Source organism: Allobosea sp. 10N428 (assembly GCF_056394545.1).
This window is the reverse complement of record NZ_JBFTIC010000003.1, coordinates 676,867-693,887: the sequence shown is the minus strand read 5'-3', so window position 1 is coordinate 693,887 and position 17,021 is coordinate 676,867. Positions and strand designations below refer to the sequence as shown.

At 68.2% G+C, this 17,021-nt stretch carries 15 protein-coding genes; 9 read left to right on the top strand and 6 right to left on the bottom strand.

Going from position 1 to position 17,021, the window contains the following annotated elements; genetic code table 11:
• The first annotated feature begins 46 nt into the window (after positions 1-46).
• Positions 47-562, top strand: a complete 516-nt coding sequence (locus AC1DDA_RS13635) for a GNAT family N-acetyltransferase (protein WP_476796194.1) — start codon at positions 47-49, stop codon at positions 560-562.
• Here the strand turns inward: AC1DDA_RS13635 and AC1DDA_RS13630 are convergent.
• From AC1DDA_RS13630 to AC1DDA_RS13615, 4 genes are all read right to left on the bottom strand, one after another.
• Entirely contained in the window at positions 546-2,636 is a 2,091-nt protein-coding gene (locus tag AC1DDA_RS13630) for a hypothetical protein (protein ID WP_476796123.1), read from the bottom strand. The genes AC1DDA_RS13635 and AC1DDA_RS13630 overlap by 17 nt on opposite strands.
• Before the next feature lie 160 nt (positions 2,637-2,796).
• A complete protein-coding gene (locus tag AC1DDA_RS13625; RefSeq protein ID WP_476796122.1) occupies positions 2,797-5,619 on the bottom strand; it encodes a DUF4159 domain-containing protein in 2,823 nt (940 codons plus the stop codon).
• 10 nt (positions 5,620-5,629) lie between these two features.
• Positions 5,630-6,547, bottom strand: a complete 918-nt coding sequence (locus tag AC1DDA_RS13620) for a DUF58 domain-containing protein (RefSeq protein WP_476796121.1) — start codon at positions 6,545-6,547, stop codon at positions 5,630-5,632.
• Positions 6,548-6,551: 4 nt separating this feature from the next.
• Entirely contained in the window at positions 6,552-7,574 is a 1,023-nt protein-coding gene (locus AC1DDA_RS13615; RefSeq protein ID WP_441511962.1) for an AAA family ATPase, read from the bottom strand.
• Between the two features lie 203 nt (positions 7,575-7,777).
• On the opposite strand from AC1DDA_RS13615, the gene AC1DDA_RS13610 reads away from it, so the two are divergent.
• Genes AC1DDA_RS13610 through AC1DDA_RS13595 form a run of 4 tightly spaced genes read left to right on the top strand, consistent with a single transcriptional unit; the run spans position 7,778 to position 10,552 of the window.
• A complete protein-coding gene (locus tag AC1DDA_RS13610) occupies positions 7,778-8,365 on the top strand; it encodes a DUF1285 domain-containing protein (protein ID WP_476796120.1) in 588 nt (195 codons plus the stop codon).
• 1 nt (position 8,366) lies between these two features.
• Complete coding sequence (locus tag AC1DDA_RS13605) at positions 8,367-9,017, top strand: CoA pyrophosphatase (protein ID WP_476796119.1); 651 nt, start codon at positions 8,367-8,369, stop codon at positions 9,015-9,017.
• Between the two features lie 42 nt (positions 9,018-9,059).
• On the top strand, positions 9,060-9,317 hold the full coding sequence (locus AC1DDA_RS13600; RefSeq protein WP_441511965.1) for a DUF6111 family protein: 258 nt from the start codon (positions 9,060-9,062) through the stop codon (positions 9,315-9,317).
• Entirely contained in the window at positions 9,314-10,552 is a 1,239-nt protein-coding gene (locus AC1DDA_RS13595; protein ID WP_476796118.1) for a CCA tRNA nucleotidyltransferase, read from the top strand. The genes AC1DDA_RS13600 and AC1DDA_RS13595 overlap by 4 nt, the downstream gene beginning before the upstream one ends.
• Here the strand turns inward: AC1DDA_RS13595 and hemF are convergent.
• Complete coding sequence (gene hemF / locus AC1DDA_RS13590; protein WP_476796117.1) at positions 10,549-11,481, bottom strand: oxygen-dependent coproporphyrinogen oxidase; 933 nt, start codon at positions 11,479-11,481, stop codon at positions 10,549-10,551. The two genes, AC1DDA_RS13595 and hemF, sit on opposite strands and share 4 nt — an antisense overlap.
• The gene (locus tag AC1DDA_RS13585; protein ID WP_476796116.1) at positions 11,453-11,950 is read right to left on the bottom strand and encodes a tRNA (cytidine(34)-2'-O)-methyltransferase; all 498 of its coding nucleotides are present in this window, start codon (positions 11,948-11,950) and stop codon (positions 11,453-11,455) included. Before AC1DDA_RS13585 ends, hemF begins: the two co-directional genes overlap by 29 nt.
• A 110-nt stretch (positions 11,951-12,060) precedes the next feature.
• Between AC1DDA_RS13585 and AC1DDA_RS13580 the strand changes: the two genes are divergently transcribed.
• The 4 genes from AC1DDA_RS13580 to AC1DDA_RS13565 all read left to right on the top strand — a co-directional run bounded on the left by AC1DDA_RS13580 (position 12,061) and on the right by AC1DDA_RS13565 (position 16,892).
• A complete protein-coding gene (locus AC1DDA_RS13580; protein WP_476796115.1) occupies positions 12,061-13,926 on the top strand; it encodes an ABC transporter ATP-binding protein in 1,866 nt (621 codons plus the stop codon).
• A 191-nt stretch (positions 13,927-14,117) separates the two neighbouring features.
• Positions 14,118-14,666 carry a ubiquinol-cytochrome c reductase iron-sulfur subunit gene (petA, locus tag AC1DDA_RS13575; RefSeq protein WP_441511970.1) on the top strand — a complete coding sequence of 183 codons (549 nt, stop codon included), beginning with the start codon at positions 14,118-14,120 and terminating at the stop codon, positions 14,664-14,666.
• A 53-nt stretch (positions 14,667-14,719) separates the two neighbouring features.
• Positions 14,720-16,006, top strand: a complete 1,287-nt coding sequence (locus AC1DDA_RS13570; protein ID WP_476796114.1) for a cytochrome b — start codon at positions 14,720-14,722, stop codon at positions 16,004-16,006.
• A gap of 7 nt (positions 16,007-16,013) precedes the next feature.
• A complete protein-coding gene (locus AC1DDA_RS13565; RefSeq protein ID WP_476796113.1) occupies positions 16,014-16,892 on the top strand; it encodes a cytochrome c1 in 879 nt (292 codons plus the stop codon).
• Positions 16,893-17,021 lie beyond the last annotated feature (129 nt).

The window sequence follows — 17,021 nt, the reverse complement described above, 5'->3', positions numbered from 1 at the left end:
CACGCGCCTGCCTCCGCCGATCGCCTCTCTTGCTCTGCCTGCTGCCATGACATCCCTGCCGCTGACCATCCGCCACGAATTGCCTGTGGACTCCGCCGCCATCGAGCGCCTGCATGAGCGCGCCTTCGGCCCCGGCCGCTTCGCCCGCACCGCTTTCCGCCTGCGTGAGGGCGTGCCGCCCGATGCGGCGCTCTCCTTCGCCGCCCATGTCGGCACCTTCCTTGTCGGGTCGGTGAAAGTGACGCCCGTGCTCGCCGGCGGCCACAAGGCGCTGATGCTCGGGCCGCTGACGGTCGACCCCGCCTTCGACGGCAGGGGCATCGGGTCCGCGCTGATGAACCGCTCGATCGAGGCCGCGCGTGAGGCCGGCCACGACCTGATCATGCTGGTCGGAGACGCGCCCTACTATGCGCGCTTCGGCTTCAAGGTGCTGCCGCCGGGCCAGCTCGTTCTGCCGGGCCCGGCCGATCCGGCGCGCTTCCTGGCGCTGGAACTGGTCGAAGGCGTGCTGAACGAACGCCGCGGCGCCGTGACCTCGGCGCGCGTCACGCCTGCCGCTTGAAGCGGCGGCCGCTCTCGCCGAGCCAGCCGGCCACGAGCGCGCCGAACAGGATCGCAAGGCCGATCAGCCCGACGAAGAGCGGCGAGATCTGCACGCCGCGTACGATGCCGGAATCGCTGATCCTGAGGCCGATCCAGTCATTGCCGGCGAACTGGCTGCCGGAGCGCACCGGCACGATGCGCGGAATGCTGACGCCGGAATCGCCCTCGTGCCCGATGCGGCGCGAGGAGCCGCCGGTGGCCTGAGCCAGACTCTGGAGCGCAGCCGGGTCGCTGACGACTTCCATCAGCTCGCGTGGATTCTCGGGACCGACGCTGGCGAAGGCGGTGAGATTATCGGCCGTCAGCCGGTAAAGGCCCTGATCGCCAGCCGGGATGCGGGCGGTGAACAGGCCCGGCCGCCCCGCTTCCAGCGGGATCGAGCGCGACTGGCCGTCGGGGCCGGTGATGGTGACCGGGGCGGGATTGTCGCCCAGCGTCTGACGCTCGACCTCGATGGTGCCGCCGCGGGTGGTGGCGCGCAGCGCCTCCTCCTCCAGCTCCGGTTCCTTCATCAGCCAGTGGCTGAGGCGGCGCAGCAGGTCCAGATAGGGGCCGCCGTCGCGGAAGCCGCGGGCCCAGAGCCAGGCGTGATCGGAGAGGAAGAGCGCGACGCGGCCCTTCTGTTCGCGGGCCAGCATCAGCAGCGGCCGGTCGCCCGGGCCGGTCATGACCGGGGATGCGCCTGCGCGCGCCTGCGCGCCGACCATGCGCAGCCACTCGCCCCAGCGCGGCGGCGAGACTTCCGAGCCCGGCAGGTCGCGGGTGACCGGGTGGCGCTTGCCGGGCTCGCTGACCTCCGCGCGATAGGCCTCGTCGATGACGCTGCCGTCCGGCAGGGCCGGCAGGATCTGGCCGAGCGGGGTGCGCGCCAGCGTCTGCGATCCCGCATATTCCGGGCCGGCCGCGACCAGCAGCGCGCCGCCGTCGCGGACGTAGCGGACGATGTTGTCGAAATAGAGCAGCGGCAGGATCGACTGGTTGGCGTAGCGGTCGAAGATGATCAGGTCGAATTCCTTGATCTTGACCTGGAACAGCTCGCGCGTCGGGAAGGCGATCAGCGAGAGTTCGTTGATCGGCGTGCCGTCCTGCTTCTCCGGCGGGCGCAGGATCGTGAAATGGACGAGGTCGACATTGGCGTCCGCCTTGAGAAGGTTGCGCCAGGTACGCTCGCCCGGATGGGGCTCGCCCGAGACCAGCAGCACGCGCAGCTTGTCCCTGACACCCTCGATGGTGATGACAGCGCGGTTGTTGGCGAGCGTCAGCTCGTTGTCGAGCGGCGCGGCCTCGATCTCGACAACGTTCGGGCCGCCGCGGTCGATGCGGATCGGAACCTGCACGGTCTGGCCGGTCGCGACGTCGCGGCGAGCAATGATCTCGCCGTCGCGGCGAATGGTGAGGCCGGCGCGGCTCGATCCGTTCTTGTCGACCACCCGCAGCCGGATGACCTGGTCCTTGCCGACGATGCCGAAGCGTGGCGCATCGACCAGCATGATGCGGCGGTCGATCTCGGCATTGCGGCCGGTCGTCAGGATATGGAGCGGAGCGCGCAGGCCGAGTGCCTCGGCATTGGCGGGGGTGTCGTGGGCAAGGCCGTCGGTGATGGCGATGGCGCCGGCGACGCGTTCGGAGGGAACATCGGCGAGGCTCGAGGCCAGGGCCTCGAAGAGGCGGGTGCCGTCGCTCGACCCTTGCGCGTCGCGCAGCTCGACGATCCGCGGTTCGACATTGGGGATGCCGCGCAGCTGGCGCTCGACCTCGGCAACCGCGGCATTGGTCTGGGCCGAACGGTCGGCGAGGCGGTTCGACGCCGAGCGATCGACCACGACCGCGACGACGTCCTTGACCGGCTCACGCTCCTCGAAGACCAGCGAGGGATCGGCGAGAGCCGTCGTCAATACGACGAGTGCCAGTGCCCGCAGGATGGCGCTGCGGCCGGCGAGGACGAGGGCGGCGCCGGCGGCCAGCGCCGCCAGCACGGCGAGGCCGATCAGGAGCGGCAGCGGCACGAGTGGGGCGAAGGAGACGCTCCACATCAGCGCAATCCTTCCGGTTTCTGACCTTCAGCCTTCATCTGGTGTAGCCATTCGGAGAGGATTGGCGTCTCGAAGGATGGTCCAGAAGGTTCTGGAGACGTCTGGAGCATCCTTCGAGACGCCGCTTCGCGGCCCCTCAGGATGAGGGCTCGAAGGGGCATCACTGGCCCAGCCTTTCGAGCAGGGCCGGAACATGGACCTGATCGGCCTTGTAGTTGCCGGTGAGGGCGTACATCACGAGGTTGATGCCGCCGCGCAGCGCCATCTCGCGCTGGCGCGGATCGGCGCCGGAGAGCGGCACCAGCCCTTCGCCGCGCTTGTCGATGGCCCAGGCCGCGGCGAGGTCGTTGGCGGTGATGATGATGGGCGAAACATTGTCGCCGGCGCGTGCCGGGCGCCGGCCGTCGCTGTCAGCGGGCGGCAGCGTCTCGACCCAGGTCGTGCCGCTATCGTAGCGGCCGACGAGTTCGTCGAGGATATAGAAGGTCTTGGTCAGGACATGGTCGCGCGGCAGCGGCTCAAGCTCGGGAATGTCGAGCGTCTGCAGCATGCGCTTGAGCTGATCGCCTTCGGGTGTCGTGCCGCCGCCGGGACGGGCGCTCATGGCGTCGCGTGTGTCGAAGATCACGAGGCCGCCGCCCTTCATATAGGCTTCCAGCTTGCGAAGGGTTTCGGCCGAAGGGATCGGCCGGCCGGCCACCACCGGCCAGTAGAGCACCGGGAAGAAGGCGAGTTCGTCGCGCTCGACATTGACGCCGACCGGCTCGCCCGGTTCCAGCGCGGTGCGCGCGCCGAGGACGATATTGAGCCCGGCGAGACCGGCCTTCGACATATCGTCGACGGCCCTGTCGCCGGTGACGACATAAGCGAGCCGCGTCACCGCCCCATTGGCGAGGAGCGCGCGGGGAATCGGCGGGCGCGTGTCCGCTTGCGGGTTCGGCGCGGGTTGGGCGCGAGCGCTGTCGGGCGCGAAGCCGCCTGCGAAGCCCAATGCGATGAGGATCGCGGCCGCCGCGGTCGCTTTGCGGGCGCGGCCGAAGCCGAGCCGCCCGCCGAGCCAGAGCGTCGCCAGCGTATCCGCGATCAGCAGCAGCAAAGCCAGCGCCAGCAGGGGCGGGCGGGCGTCGCGCGCCACCGGCTCGTCGATCGGCAGGATCGGAGCGCCGAGGCCGGCGAGATCGAGCGCACCCAGCGTGTCATTCGGGGTGAGAGCATTCACTGCGAGCGTGCCGTCGGCAGGGCCATAGAGGCCGGGCGGATGGGCGAGCGTGCCGCGGCCGGCATAGTTGCGGGGCACGGGCTGGCTGGTCGCCGGCGGGGTGCGGAAGCGGCCGCTGCCGTCGAGCACGCGGGTCGGCGAGAGCGTCTCGACGCGGACCTCGTCGCTTTGGGCATCGGCGGCAGGGCCGGTGCCGGCGAGATTCACCACGCGGCGCAGCATCTCCACGAAGAGGCCGGAGAGAGGCAGGTTCGACCAGGTGGTGTCGGCGGTGACGTGGACCATGGCGATCAGCCCGTCGCCGCGCCGCTCGCCGGTGACGACGGGCGTGCCATCTTCCAGCGCCGCCCAGGTCTTGCGCGAGAGATCGGCCTCCGGCTCCGCCAGGATCTGGCGGCTGACGCGGATATCGTCACTGATCGTCAGGCCGTAGAAGGGGCTTTCGCGCGTGAAGGGCGCGAGCTTGCGCGGCGTCTCCCAGGAGAGGCCGCCGCCCAAAGTCCGTCCGCCGCGGCGCAGGCGCACCGGCGTGAGATCGTCCGAAGAGGCGGCAAGGCGCGCGCCGGCAAAGCGTAGCAGCACACCGCCGCGGGTGACGAAATCGGAGACCTTGGCGCTGGTGTCGCGGTCGAGCGCGCCGATATCGGCCAGAACCAGGACCGAGAGATTCTGCGCGAGGAGCTCACCGACCGGGTCGGTCGAACCCTGGCGCGGTTCGCGGACTTCGGCGAAGGGCTGGAGCGCGCGCGAGATGTAGTAGGTCGGCGAGAGCAGCGGTTGCGCCGTGTCGGCGGTGGCGCCCGAGACGATGCCGATCCGGCGGCGCTTGGCGCGATCGTCGAGCAGGGCGACGGCGCCGGCGCTGTTCTCGCCGAGGATTTCCAGCCGCGAGACCGCGTTGCGGACTTCGATCGGCAGTGTCAGGCGTGCTGTCGTCTGCAGGTTCGAGCCTTCGAAGATGAAAGGCGCGTCGCCGAGCGGCAGGCCCTTCAGGTCGAGCGCGCGGACCTGCCCGGTGGCGGGGGCGCTCGCCGTCGGCCGCAGAACCTTCACGCTGAGCGCGCCGGCGAGATTGTCGGGCGCAGCGAGTGCGAGCTGGTTCGGGGGGCCGGCATGGATCGAAAGCCGTCTTGCGTCGGCGAGCTGCTTCAGCCTGGCCTGGAAGCTGCCGTCGTCGGAAACCGCGAGGCCGTCGGATATCCAGACGATCTCAGCTTCCGGTGCTGTCTGGAGGAAGGATTCGATGCGCGGCAGATGCGCGGCTCGATCAGGCGCATGTGGCTGGAGCGCCAGCGCGCGCAGCCGGTCGAGCGCTACGCGCGGCTCCGCCAGCGAGATAGCGGCCGGGGCCTCGGCCAGTCCGACGATGGCGACCGGGCGGCCCTCGCGCGTTGCGGCCGCGATCCGCGACTCGGCGACGGTGACGCGGTCCGGCCAGTCGGAGGCGGCGCCGAAGCCGTTGTCGACGAGGAGCAAGACGGGGCCGCGCAGGGCTGCGCCTTCGCGCGGCGGGTTCCAGATCGGGCCGGCGACCGCGAGGATGACGAGCGCGGCAACCGCCATGCGGATGGCGAGCAGCCACCAGGGCGTATGCGCCGGCAATTCCCGCTTGGCGACGAGGTCGGCCATGATCTTGAGCGGCGGAAAGTCGATCCGGCGCGGCCGTGGCGGCGTCACGCGCAGGATCAGCCAGAGCGCCGGGAGCAGGGCGAGCGCGGCCAGTGCGAGCGGGGCGGTGAAGGTCAAGGGGAGGGCGCTGAACATGGCGGCTCCCTTATAAGCCCGAGACGCCGCGCGAAGCGGCGACGAGGCTGGCGATGCGCAGAACGGCTTCGCTCGCCGGTCGGTCAGTGCGGTGAAGCGTCAGGGTCCAGCCGGCCTTGCGGCAGGCCTCGGTGATCGCTTCGCGATGGGCGGCGAGGCGCTGACGATAGGCCTCGCCCCAGGCGCCGGCATCGCCGACGCGCAGCGTCAGCCCATCCTCCAGATCAAAGAGCTCGGCCTGGCCGGTGAACGGGAAGGTTTCCTCGATCGGATCGACGATCAGCAGCAGATGGCCGCGCGCGCCCGACGACGCCATCGTAGCGATGCGCTGCGCCAGCGAGGCGGAGGGCGAGAGCCCGTCGGTGATGATGATGGCATCGGCCAGCCGTGGCAGCGGCGCGCCGGGAGGGAGGTCGGCCTCGCCATTGCGGCTATCGGCGGCAATGGCCTGCGCCAGCAGCTCGACGATGCGGCGCGAGGCCAGCGCACGGGTCAGGCCGATATGGCCGACGCGCTCGCCCCCCTCGACCATCGTTTCTGCGAGGGCGAAGCCTGCGACCAATGCGCGGTCGACCTTCGGCGCCATCGCCAGCGAGGAGGCGAAGCCCATCGAGGGCGAACGGTCGATCCAGAGCCAGATCGAGTGCGAGGCCTCCCATTCGCGCTCGCGCACGAAGAGATGGCCGTCCCTCGCGGAACGGCGCCAGTCGATGCGCGAGGCGGATTCGCCGGCAACCAGCGGGCGGTACTGCCAGAAGGTCTCGCCCGGGCCGGAGCGGCGCCTGCCGTGGATGCCGTGGACGCTGGCGGAGACGCGGCGGGCTTCGAGGATCAGGCGGGGCAGGCGCGCGGCAAGGTCGAGCGATTCCGTCAGAACCGGCTTGGCCGGTTTCCGCTCGTTCGGGCCCAGGACGCGCATGCGCAACATCGGCCTATCCCAGCCGTTCCACGAGCCGGCCGATGACGCCCTCGACGGTCTCGCCATCGGCGCGGGCGGCGAAGGTCAGCGCGACGCGGTGCTTGAGGACCGGCAGGGCGAGCGCGGCGACATCGTCCACGGACGGCGCGAGCCGGCCCTCGACCAGCGCACGGGCGCGCACCGCGAGCGTCAGCGACTGGCTGGCACGCGGACCCGGCCCCCAGGCGAGCTTGTCGGTGATGGCGGCATCGCCCTCACCGGGGCGGGCGGAGCGGACGAGATCGAGGATCGCATCGACGACGGCTTCGCCGACCGGCAGACGGCGCACCAGACGCTGGATCGACATCAGCGTCTCCGAGGTCATCGCCTGGGACGGCTTGTATTCGGTCGCGCCGGTGGTTTCGAGCAGGATCCGCCGCTCGGCCTCGCGGTCGGGATAGCCGACATCGATCTCGAGCAGGAAGCGGTCGAGCTGCGCCTCGGGCAGGGGATAGGTGCCTTCCTGCTCGATCGGGTTCTGGGTGGCGAGGACGTGGAAGGGGGCGGGCAGGTCGTAGCGTTCGCCGGCGACGGTGACGTGGTGCTCCTGCATCGCCTGCAGCAGCGCGGATTGAGTCCGGGGCGAGGCGCGGTTGATCTCGTCCGCCATCAGGAGCTGCGCGAAGACCGGGCCCTTGATGAAGCGGAAATGGCGCTTGCCGTCGGCGCTCTCGTCGAGCACCTCCGAGCCGAGGATGTCGGAGGGCATCAGATCCGGCGTGAACTGGACGCGCCGGGCGGCGAGGCCGAGCACCGTGCCCATCGCCTCGACCAGCTTGGTCTTGGCGAGGCCGGGCACGCCGACCAGCAGCCCATGTCCGCCCGCCAGCAAGGTGACGAGCGAGAGGTCGACCACCGCCTGCTGACCGAAGATGACCTGCCCGATCTCCTTGCGGGCCGCGCCGATGGCGCCGAGCGCGGCCTCGGCCGCCTCGACGATCCCGCTGTCGAGATCGATGGGGGAAGTGCTCTCGCTCACGCGGGCTTGCGCCGCCATGTCGGTCTCCTTCACTGTCGCGGGCCGTTGTGCCGCCATCCGAACCGATCGGTGTGTTCCGTCCTTGAGTGTGGACGGGCCACCCCGGCGGCTCAAGCGCCGAATGGAATGGTACACATCATCTCGGCTTCACGATTATGTGGAGTTCAAGGCAGAAACGCGGTGCAATCAATATGCCGCAGCAAGTGGAGACGGGCTTTTCGATGACGGCTCCGGGCAATGCGATGGACCGGCTGATGGCCGCGCTGGGCAGCGGGAAGGCGCGCGGATTGCCGCCGGTCGAGCGCTGGAGTCCGCCGTTTTGCGGCGATCTCGACATGCGGATCGCGGCCGATGGAACTTGGTTTTATCTGGGCACGCCGATCGGCCGGCCGGCGCTGGTGAAGCTTTTCTCCTCGGTGCTGAAGCGCGAGGGTGACGATTACTTTCTCGTGACGCCGGTCGAAAAGGTCGGAATCAAGGTCGACGATGCGCCGTTTCAGGCTGTCGAAATGCAGCTCGACGGCGAGGGAGATGAACGGAGCATCGCCTTCCGGACGCAGGTCGACGATCTGTTCTGCGTCGGGCCGGAGCATCCCCTGCGTTTCCAGCGGGCTGCGAAGGATGGCCTGAAGCCTTATGTCCATGCCCGTAGCGGCCTCTGGGCCCGGCTGACGCGCGCGCTGACCTATGATCTGCTCGCGCTCGGCGAGGTGCGGGAGGCCGATGGGCAGGCGATGTTCGGGGTGGCGGCGGGTGGCCGGTTCTACCCGGCGCTGCCGGCGAGCGAGATCGAAGGCATCGGGATTTGACGTGAACGGCCAGGCTCTGAACCTCAGCACCGAGGCTTTCGCCAAGCTGGCGCGCGAGCGGCTGCGCGCCGAGCCGCCGTCGCTCGGCGATCTCATCGCCCGGCCGCGCGGCGACCACGAGAACCAGCCGCAGCCGGTGCCGATTCCGGACGTGAAGCGCGCTGTCCCCGCGGCCGTGCTGATCGGCATCGTGCCGCGCGAGACGGGCCCCACCGTGCTCCTGACCCAGCGCGCCGCGGCGCTGCGCAATCACTCGGCGCAGGTCTCCTTTCCCGGCGGGCGGGTCGATGCCGTCGACGGTTCGCCGGTCGTGACGGCCCTGCGCGAGACGGAGGAGGAGATCGGCCTGTCGCGGGAACGTATCCGAACGCTGGGGTTCCTCGATGCCTATCTGACCGGAACGGGCTATCGCATCGTGCCGGTGGTGGCGCTGATCGAGCCGCCTTTCTCGCTGGCGATCAACCATCACGAGGTCGACGAGGCCTTCGAGACGCCGCTCTCCTTCCTGCTCGATCCCGCCAATCACAAGCGGGAGGGCCGCGAATGGAAGGGGCATTTCCGCACCTACTATGCGATGCCGTTCGAGGGCCGCTATATCTGGGGTGCGACTGCCGGCATGATCCGTAACCTCTACGAACGGCTGGCAGGTTAGGATTGTCTTGCGCGGAAAGCGCGCCTGGGAACGACGAAGCCGATGCTGCGCGCGATCATCGAAGAGGTCCTGCTCTTCGTCCTGCCCTTCTGCGTCTTCGCGGGCTATCTCATCGTCCAGCGGCGCAACCCTTTCGACGTCGCGCATTGGAGCCGGCACGCCTTCTGGCTCGCTGTCGCCGGCCTGCTGCTGGCAATCTCGGTGCTCACCTATACCGGCTTCATCGCGCCGCGCAGCGAGGGGGCGTACGAGCCGCCGCATATGGAGAATGGGGTGCTGGTGCCCGGCCGCTTCAAATGACCGGGGCACACGAACAGGCCATCGAGCGCTTCCTGGCCGAGCCGATTTTGGTCCGCCTCCTGGACGCGCTGAACGGGGCGGGGGAGGAAACCCGCATCGTCGGCGGAGCCGTGCGCAATCTCCTGCTCGGCGAACCGGCCGATGACGTCGACCTCGCCACCACCGCCCTGCCGCAGGAGACGATCCGGCGCGGCCGGAAGGCCGGGTTCAAGGCCGTGCCGACCGGCATCGAACACGGCACGGTGACGCTGGTCTCGGGCGGCACGAGTTTCGAGGTGACGACCCTGCGGCGCGACGTCGAGACAGACGGGCGACGCGCCAAGGTCGTGTTCGGGCGGGATTTTGCCGAAGATGCGCTGCGGCGCGACTTCACCATCAATGCGCTCGGGCTCGATTGCGGCGGCAAGCTGCATGATTACAGCACCGGTCTTGCCGATCTGGCCGGGCGGCGCGTGCGCTTCATCGGCGATGCCGAGACGCGCATCCGCGAAGACTATCTGCGGATCCTGCGCTTCTTCCGTTTCCACGCCCGCTACGGCGTGGGCGCGCCCGACGCGGAAGGGCTGCGCGCCTGCATTGCAGGCCGCGACGGGCTCGCAGCCCTGTCGCGGGAGCGCGTCCGGGCCGAGTTGATGAAGCTTCTGGTCGCTCCGGCCGCGGGCGCCACGCTCGAAGCGATGGCCGGGGCGGGGCTGTTGATGCCCGTGATCGGTGGCGTGCCGCATCGCTCGCGCTTTGCTGCCATCGCCGATGAGGACAGCGACCGCGTCGATCCGGCTTTTCGGTTGGCGGCGCTGGCGTTGTCGGTTCGGGAGGATGCGCCGCGCTTGCGGACGCGGCTGCGGCTCTCGAACGGGGAATTCGAGCGGATCGACGGAATTGCGCTCGCGCTGGAGGGGCTCGCCGGGCAGGCGAAGTTGTCGTCGCTGGCGCGGTTGCGCCATGTCGCCGATCGCGCCGGAAGCGATGCCGCGGCCGCTGCTTTGGCCCTTCTCACCGCTTCGGCGGATGACGAGACCGGCAGGAGCGTGCGGGATCTCGTCGGCCAATTGGGCCGGACGCCCGCTTTCCTGCCGCGCGGGCAGGATGTTCTCGCCCGCGGCGTGCCGAAGGGCGAGCGCATCGGGCGGGCTCTCGCGGAGGCACGCCGGCTCTGGATCGAAGCCGGGTGTCCGTCCGATCGGGCCGCGCAGTTCGAACTGCTCGATGTCGCCAGCCGGGAGGCGCTGCCTTAGGGCCAGCGCACCGTCGGCGGCATCGAGGACAGGATCGAATCGACGTTGCCGCCGGTCTTCAGCCCGAAGATCGTGCCGCGGTCGTAGAGCAGGTTGAACTCGACATAGCGGCCGCGCCGGACCTGCTGCTCCTGGCGCTGCGCCTCGGTCCATGGCTTGCCGATATTGCGGCAGAGCACATTGGGGTAGATGTCGAGAAAGGCCTCGCCGACTGCCTTGGTGAAGGCGAAATCGGCGTCCGGATCGCCGGTCCAGATATAGTCGTAGAAGATGCCGCCGATGCCGCGCGGCTCGTTGCGGTGCTTCAGGAAGAAGTATTCGTCGCACCACTCCTTGAAGCGGGAATAATCCGCCACTGCCGGGAAGTTGTCGCAGGGCCGGCGCATCGCGGCATGGAAATCCCGCGAATCCAGATCGTCCTGATTGCGCCGGGCATCCAGCACCGGCGTCAGATCGGCGCCGCCGCCGAACCAGGGCTTCGTCGTGACGACGAAGCGGGTGTTCATGTGCACGGTCGGCGCATGCGGGTTCCAGGGATGGGCGATCAGCGAGATGCCCGTGGCGTGGAAGCGCGGATCGTCGGAGGCGCCGGGGATCTGGCCGGCGAAATCCGGGTGAAAACTGCCATGGACGGTGGAGACGTGAACGCCGACCTTCTCGAAGACACGGCCCTTCATGATCGACATGACGCCGCCGCCACCGGGAACTCCGTCGTGATTGGTGCGCTGCCAGGGCGTGCGGACGAAGCGGCCGGGCCGGTCGGTCTCGGACGGGAAGGGGCCCGCAGCCTCGTCCTCGATTTCCTCGAAGGCGGCGCAGATCCGGTCGCGGAGATTCTCGAACCACGCCGCCGCGCGGGGCTTCATCGCCTCGACGACAGCCGGATCGGCGGGCGCAGCTTCAGCGGGCTTGGGCTTGTTCATGGTCATGTCCATCGCGGCGCGGAAAGCCGCCTGTCTGTCGCAACGCCTCGCCCATTACCATCGCCGCCGCAAGCGCGACATTGAGCGATCGCAAAGCCGGGCGCATCGGGATGTGAAGGCTGGCATCGGCCGCAGCCTGCACCGCGGGCGTGACGCCGGCCGATTCGCGCCCGACAAGGATGATATCGCCGGGCTGGAAGACGAAATCCGGCAGCGGGGTCGCACCGTCCGTCTCCGCCAGGACGAGGCGGTGCCCGGCCTCGCGCCGCCACAGGTCGAACGCCGCGAAGGAATCGTGGCGGGAGACGGCCGCGCGCTCGAGATAATCCATGCCCGAACGGCGGAAATGCCGGTCCGACACGTCAAAGGCGGCGGGCTCGACGATATCGACCGCGATGCCGAGACAAGCCGCCATGCGGATCATCGTGCCGGCATTCTGCGGGATATCCGGCTGGAACAGGGCGAGACGCAACATGGCCCTGTCATGCGGTGACGCCCGGATATGCGTCAAGCAGGCTGGCCATTCGCACAAGCGGGGGCCATATGCCTCGAAACCGTCGCGATGCCGCTCCAGGGAAGGCAGACATGTTCGCTCCGCTCTTCCGCTGGCTCGAAAGCCGAATCGACGTCTTCGCTCCCTTCGACGAGCAGGAGACGCCGCCGCACGGCGTCTGGCCCTTCATGTGGCACCACATCAAGGGTGTGAAGGGCTGGATGGCGGCGATCATGATCACCGGCCTCGGCTTCAGCGGCATCGAGGCGGCGATGTATCTGATGGTCGGCTGGTTCGTCGATCTGCTCTCGACGCAGTCGCCCGATACGATCTTCCGGGATCATGGCTGGCTGCTTGCGAGCGCCGCCTTCCTGCTCGTGGTCGTCCGGCCGCTGATCTATTTCGCCAACCACGCTATCGTCGATCAGGTCGTGGTGCCGCAGATCACCAACCAAATCCGCTGGCGCAACCATGTCTACACGCTCGGCCATGCGCTGGGTTACTTCCAGAACGATTTCGCAGGGCGGCTTTCGGCGCGCGTCATCCAGGCCGGGCAGTCGATCCGCGGCGCGACGATCGAGGTCATCGACGACCTCTGGTACGCGCTGGTCTTCGCCACGGTGGCGATCGGCTTCTTCGGCAAGACCAGTCTCTGGCTCGCCCTGCCGGTCATCGTCTGGCTCGGCGCCTATGTCGCGCTGCTGATCTACTTCGTGCCGCGCGCCAAAAAGCGCTCGGAGGCGAATTCCTTCGGCCGTTCGACGACGACGGGGCGCATCGTCGATTCCTACACGAACATCCTGACGGTCAAACTGTTCGCGCGCGCTGATGCCGAGCGCTCCGCCGTCCGCGACTCGTTGACGCGGTGGAACGCCTCCTTCCTCAACCTGTCGCGGCTGATCACCGGCGTGAGCGTGATCCTGCAGACGATGAACAGCCTGCTCGTCGTCGCGACCGCGTGGCTCGCGCTGCTGCTCTGGAGCCAGGGCGAGATGACGCCGGGCGCCGTCGCCGCCGCGATCGGCCTCGTGCTGCGCCTCGTGCAGATGTCGGGGTGGCTGATCCATCTCGTGCGCGGCATCTTCGAGAATATCGGCTCGGTGCAGGAGAGCATGGAGACGATCGCGAAGCCGCATGATCTCCGCGATATGCCGGACGCCCGGCCGCTCGTCGTCGACAAGGGGGCGATCAGCTTCGAGAAGATCCGCTTCAACTACGGCCGGGGCGCCGGGCTGTTCGAGGGGCTCGATCTTCAGATCAAGCCGGGCGAGCGGATCGGGCTCGTCGGCCCCTCGGGCGCCGGCAAGTCGACGCTGGTGAACCTGCTGCTGCGGCTCTACCCGCTCGAAAGCGGGCGCATCCTGATCGACGGGCAGGACATCGCCCATGTCACGCAGGACAGTCTGCGGGCCCAGATCGGCATGGTGACGCAGGACAACTCGCTGCTGCACCGCTCGATTGGCGACAACATAGCCTATGGCCGGATGGGCGCGAGCGAAGCCGAGATCATCGCCGCCGCGCGACAGGCCGAGGCGCATGACTTCATCCTCGGGCTCGGCGACCAGGACGGGCGCGAGGGCTTTGATTCGCGCGTCGGGGAGCGCGGCGTGAAGCTCTCGGGCGGCCAGCGCCAGCGCATCGCCATCGCGCGCGTGCTGCTCAAGGATGCGCCGATCCTGATTCTCGACGAGGCGACCTCGGCGCTGGATTCAGAGGTCGAGGCGGCCATCCAGCAGCAGCTCGCCGCGCTGATGCAAGGCAAGACCGTGATCGCGATCGCGCATAGACTGTCGACGATCGCCGCGCTCGACCGGCTGATCGTGCTCGATCAGGGGCGGATCGTGGCGACCGGAAGCCATGAGGAGTTGATCCGGCGAGGCGGGCTCTACGCCCGGCTGTGGGCGCGGCAATCGGGTGGTTTCCTTGCCGCCGCCGATCCGGAAAAGCTCGCCGTCTGAGGTCCTCGCCTGCGAACTGTGCGCCATGCATGGGCGGGAGGTTCGCGACAGTAGACTTCGTCCAATCTGCATGTCAAAGAGCCCGAGGTGACGCACCGCCGCATTGCGGCGGTCGTGGCGCGCCCCTATGAGGGCGAGAGGCGACAATTTCGAGCTGTTCCAGCTCGCAAGACGTGTAAGAGGATTGGATCGTGGCGAACGCGACCGATACATCGACCGGAACAACCCGCCGCGATTTCCTGATGCTTACGACCGGGGCTGCAGGCGCCGTCGGCATCGGCGCTGTCATCGTCCCCCTGATCAGCCAGCTCGCTCCCGATGCGCAGACCGTCGCGGCCGGCGCGCCGGTCGACGTCGATCTGGCACCGATCGCCGAAGGCCAGGCAATCAAGATCTTCTGGCGCGGCAAGCCCATCTTCGTGCGCCATCGCACCAAGAAGGAGATCGACGAGGCGCTCGCCGTCGATGTCAGCACGTTGCGCGACCCGCAGACCGACCAGCAGCGCACGAAGGCCGGCCATGAGCAGTATCTCATCGTCTTCGGCAACTGCACCCATCTCGGCTGCATCCCGCTCGGCACCGCGCCCGGCGAGCCCAAGGGCGACTACGACGGCTGGTTCTGCCCCTGCCACGGCTCGCACTACGATTCCTCCGGCCGCATCCGCAAGGGCCCGGCACCGCTCAACCTGCCGGTTCCGCCTTACGCCTTCACTGCGGACACCAAGATCAAGATCGGCTGAGCAATGCGCTCGACGCTTTCCCGCCAAGATGAGACAGCCTTGAGGCATTCTTCATGAGTGGTCACAGTTCCTACGTTCCGAAGACCGGCATCGAACGCTGGCTCGACGCCCGCCTGCCGATCATCCGGCTGGCTCATGATTCGGCCGTCTCCTATCCGGTGCCGCGCAACCTGAACTATCTTTGGACGTTCGGCGGCATCCTGGTGTTCATGCTGGTGGCGCAGATCATCACCGGCGTGATCCTGGCGATGCACTACACCGCCAACTCTCTGCTGGCGTTCAACTCCGTCGAGCACATCATGCGCGACGTGAACTATGGCTGGCTGCTGCGCTATCTGCACTCGAACGGCGCCTCGATGTTCTTCATCGCCGTCTACGTGCACATCTTCCGCGGGCTTTATTACGGTTCGTACAAGGCACCGCGCGAGGTGCTCTGGATCCTCGGCGTGGTCATCTTCCTGCTGATGATGGCGACGGCCTTCATGGGCTACGTGTTGCCCTGGGGTCAGATGTCCTTCTGGGGCGCTACCGTCATCACCAATCTGTTCTCGGCATTGCCGGTGATCGGCGAGACGATCGTCACCTTCCTGTGGGGCGGCTATTCGGTCGACAACCCGACGCTGAACCGCTTCTTCTCGCTGCACTATCTGCTTCCGTTCATGATCTTCGGCGTCGTCGTGCTGCATATCTGGGCGCTGCACGTCGTCGGCCAGAACAACCCGACCGGCGTCGAGGTGAAGAACGTCGAGAAGGACACCGTGCCCTTCACGCCCTATGCGACCGTCAAGGACATCTTCGGCATGGTCGTGTTCATGATCCTGTTCTCCTGGTTCGTGTTCTACCAGCCGAACTTCCTGGGTCACGCCGACAACTACATCGTGGCGAACCCGGCCGCGACGCCGGCGCACATCGTCCCCGAATGGTACTTCCTGCCGTTCTACGCGATCCTGCGCGCCATCCCCGACAAGCTCGGCGGCGTGCTGGCCATGGGCTCGGCCATCGTCGTGCTCGCCTTCCTGCCCTGGATCGACACCTCCAAGGTGAAGTCGATGAGCTACCGCCCGATCGCGCGCCAGCTCTTCTGGGCCTTCGTCCTGGTCTGCATCGGCCTGGGCTATCTCGGCGCCATGCCGGCGGACGGCGGCTACGTCATCGCCTCGCAGATCTTCACCGTGCTGTATTTCGGCTTCTTCGTCGCGCTCTTCGTCGTCGGCCTGTTCGAGCGGCCTAAGGCGCTGCCGACCTCGATCGCCGATGCCGTGCTCGCTGTTTCCGCCAAGAACGGCTCGGCGGCGCGCATCGCGACCGCCACCGCTGCCGAACCGAACGTCAAGGGCTGACGGAACCATGAGCAGAACATCGTTTCGTCTTGCCCTGACCGGGCTCGCTGCCGGCCTGTCGCTGGTGCTGTTCCAGCCGGCGGCGCRGGCGGCCGAAGGTGGCTTCCAGCCGCCGGCGCAGAGCTGGTCGTTCTCCGGCCCCGTCGGCAAGTTCGACCGGGCCCAGCTTCAGCGCGGCTTCAAGGTCTACAAGGAAGTCTGCGCGGCCTGTCACGGCGCCAGCCTTGTCGCCTTCCGCAACCTGTCGCAGCCGGGCGGTCCCGAATTCACGCCCGGCCAGGTCGCCGCGCTTGCCGCGACCTATCAGATCAAGGACGGCCCGAACGAGCAGGGCGAGATGTTCGACCGGCCGGGCCGGCCGGCTGACCGCTTCCCGTCGCCGTTCCCGAACGAGCAGGCGGCCCGCGCGGCCCAGGGCGGTGCCTATCCGCCGGACTTCTCGGTTCTGGCCAAGGCCCGCACCTATGTGCGCGGCTTCCCGACCTTCATCTTCGACATCTTCACCCAGTATCAGGAGCAGGGGCCGGACTACATCCATGCCCTGATGGTGGGCTATGAGGAGCCGCCGGCCGGCGTGACGCTTCTGCCGGGGCAGAACTACAACAGGTATATGCCCGGTCACTTGATCGCGATGCCGAAGCCGCTGAGCGACGGGCAGGTCGAGTATCCGAAGGGCCCGGACGGCAAGTCGCCGGTGCCGGAAACGGTCGACCAGTATGCGCGCGACGTCGCGGCCTTCATGGTCTGGATGGCCGAGCCGCATATGGAAGCGCGCAAGCGCTTGGGCATGCAGGTGATGCTCTTCCTCGTCGCCTTCTCGTTCCTGCTCTACTACACCAAGAAGAAGGTGTGGTCGCGCATGCCGGACGGCTCGCCCGCCCACTGAGCCGGGAATGACGATCTTGCGAAAGGCCCCGGAGACGGGGCCTTTTTGCTATCGGGCAATGGCGCCGCCGGAACTCTCTGCGCTGTGTTGCGACCGTCATCGAAAGATGGTCCTTTCCGCGCCCGCAAC

What these genes read in the sequence shown, in the direction of transcription:
- AC1DDA_RS13635 (WP_476796194.1), top strand. Translation starts at nt 47, where the DNA reads ATGACATCCCTGCCGCTGACCATCCGCCACGAATTGCCTGTGGACTCC.
- AC1DDA_RS13630 (WP_476796123.1), bottom strand. Translation starts at nt 2,636, where the DNA reads ATGTGGAGCGTCTCCTTCGCCCCACTCGTGCCGCTGCCGCTCCTGATC.
- AC1DDA_RS13625 (WP_476796122.1), bottom strand. Translation starts at nt 5,619, where the DNA reads ATGTTCAGCGCCCTCCCCTTGACCTTCACCGCCCCGCTCGCACTGGCC.
- AC1DDA_RS13620 (WP_476796121.1), bottom strand. Translation starts at nt 6,547, where the DNA reads ATGTTGCGCATGCGCGTCCTGGGCCCGAACGAGCGGAAACCGGCCAAG.
- AC1DDA_RS13615 (WP_441511962.1), bottom strand. Translation starts at nt 7,574, where the DNA reads ATGGCGGCGCAAGCCCGCGTGAGCGAGAGCACTTCCCCCATCGATCTC.
- AC1DDA_RS13610 (WP_476796120.1), top strand. Translation starts at nt 7,778, where the DNA reads ATGACGGCTCCGGGCAATGCGATGGACCGGCTGATGGCCGCGCTGGGC.
- AC1DDA_RS13600 (WP_441511965.1), top strand. Translation starts at nt 9,060, where the DNA reads ATGCTGCGCGCGATCATCGAAGAGGTCCTGCTCTTCGTCCTGCCCTTC.
- AC1DDA_RS13595 (WP_476796118.1), top strand. Translation starts at nt 9,314, where the DNA reads ATGACCGGGGCACACGAACAGGCCATCGAGCGCTTCCTGGCCGAGCCG.
- hemF (WP_476796117.1), bottom strand. Translation starts at nt 11,481, where the DNA reads ATGACCATGAACAAGCCCAAGCCCGCTGAAGCTGCGCCCGCCGATCCG.
- AC1DDA_RS13585 (WP_476796116.1), bottom strand. Translation starts at nt 11,950, where the DNA reads ATGTTGCGTCTCGCCCTGTTCCAGCCGGATATCCCGCAGAATGCCGGC.
- AC1DDA_RS13580 (WP_476796115.1), top strand. Translation starts at nt 12,061, where the DNA reads ATGTTCGCTCCGCTCTTCCGCTGGCTCGAAAGCCGAATCGACGTCTTC.
- AC1DDA_RS13570 (WP_476796114.1), top strand. Translation starts at nt 14,720, where the DNA reads ATGAGTGGTCACAGTTCCTACGTTCCGAAGACCGGCATCGAACGCTGG.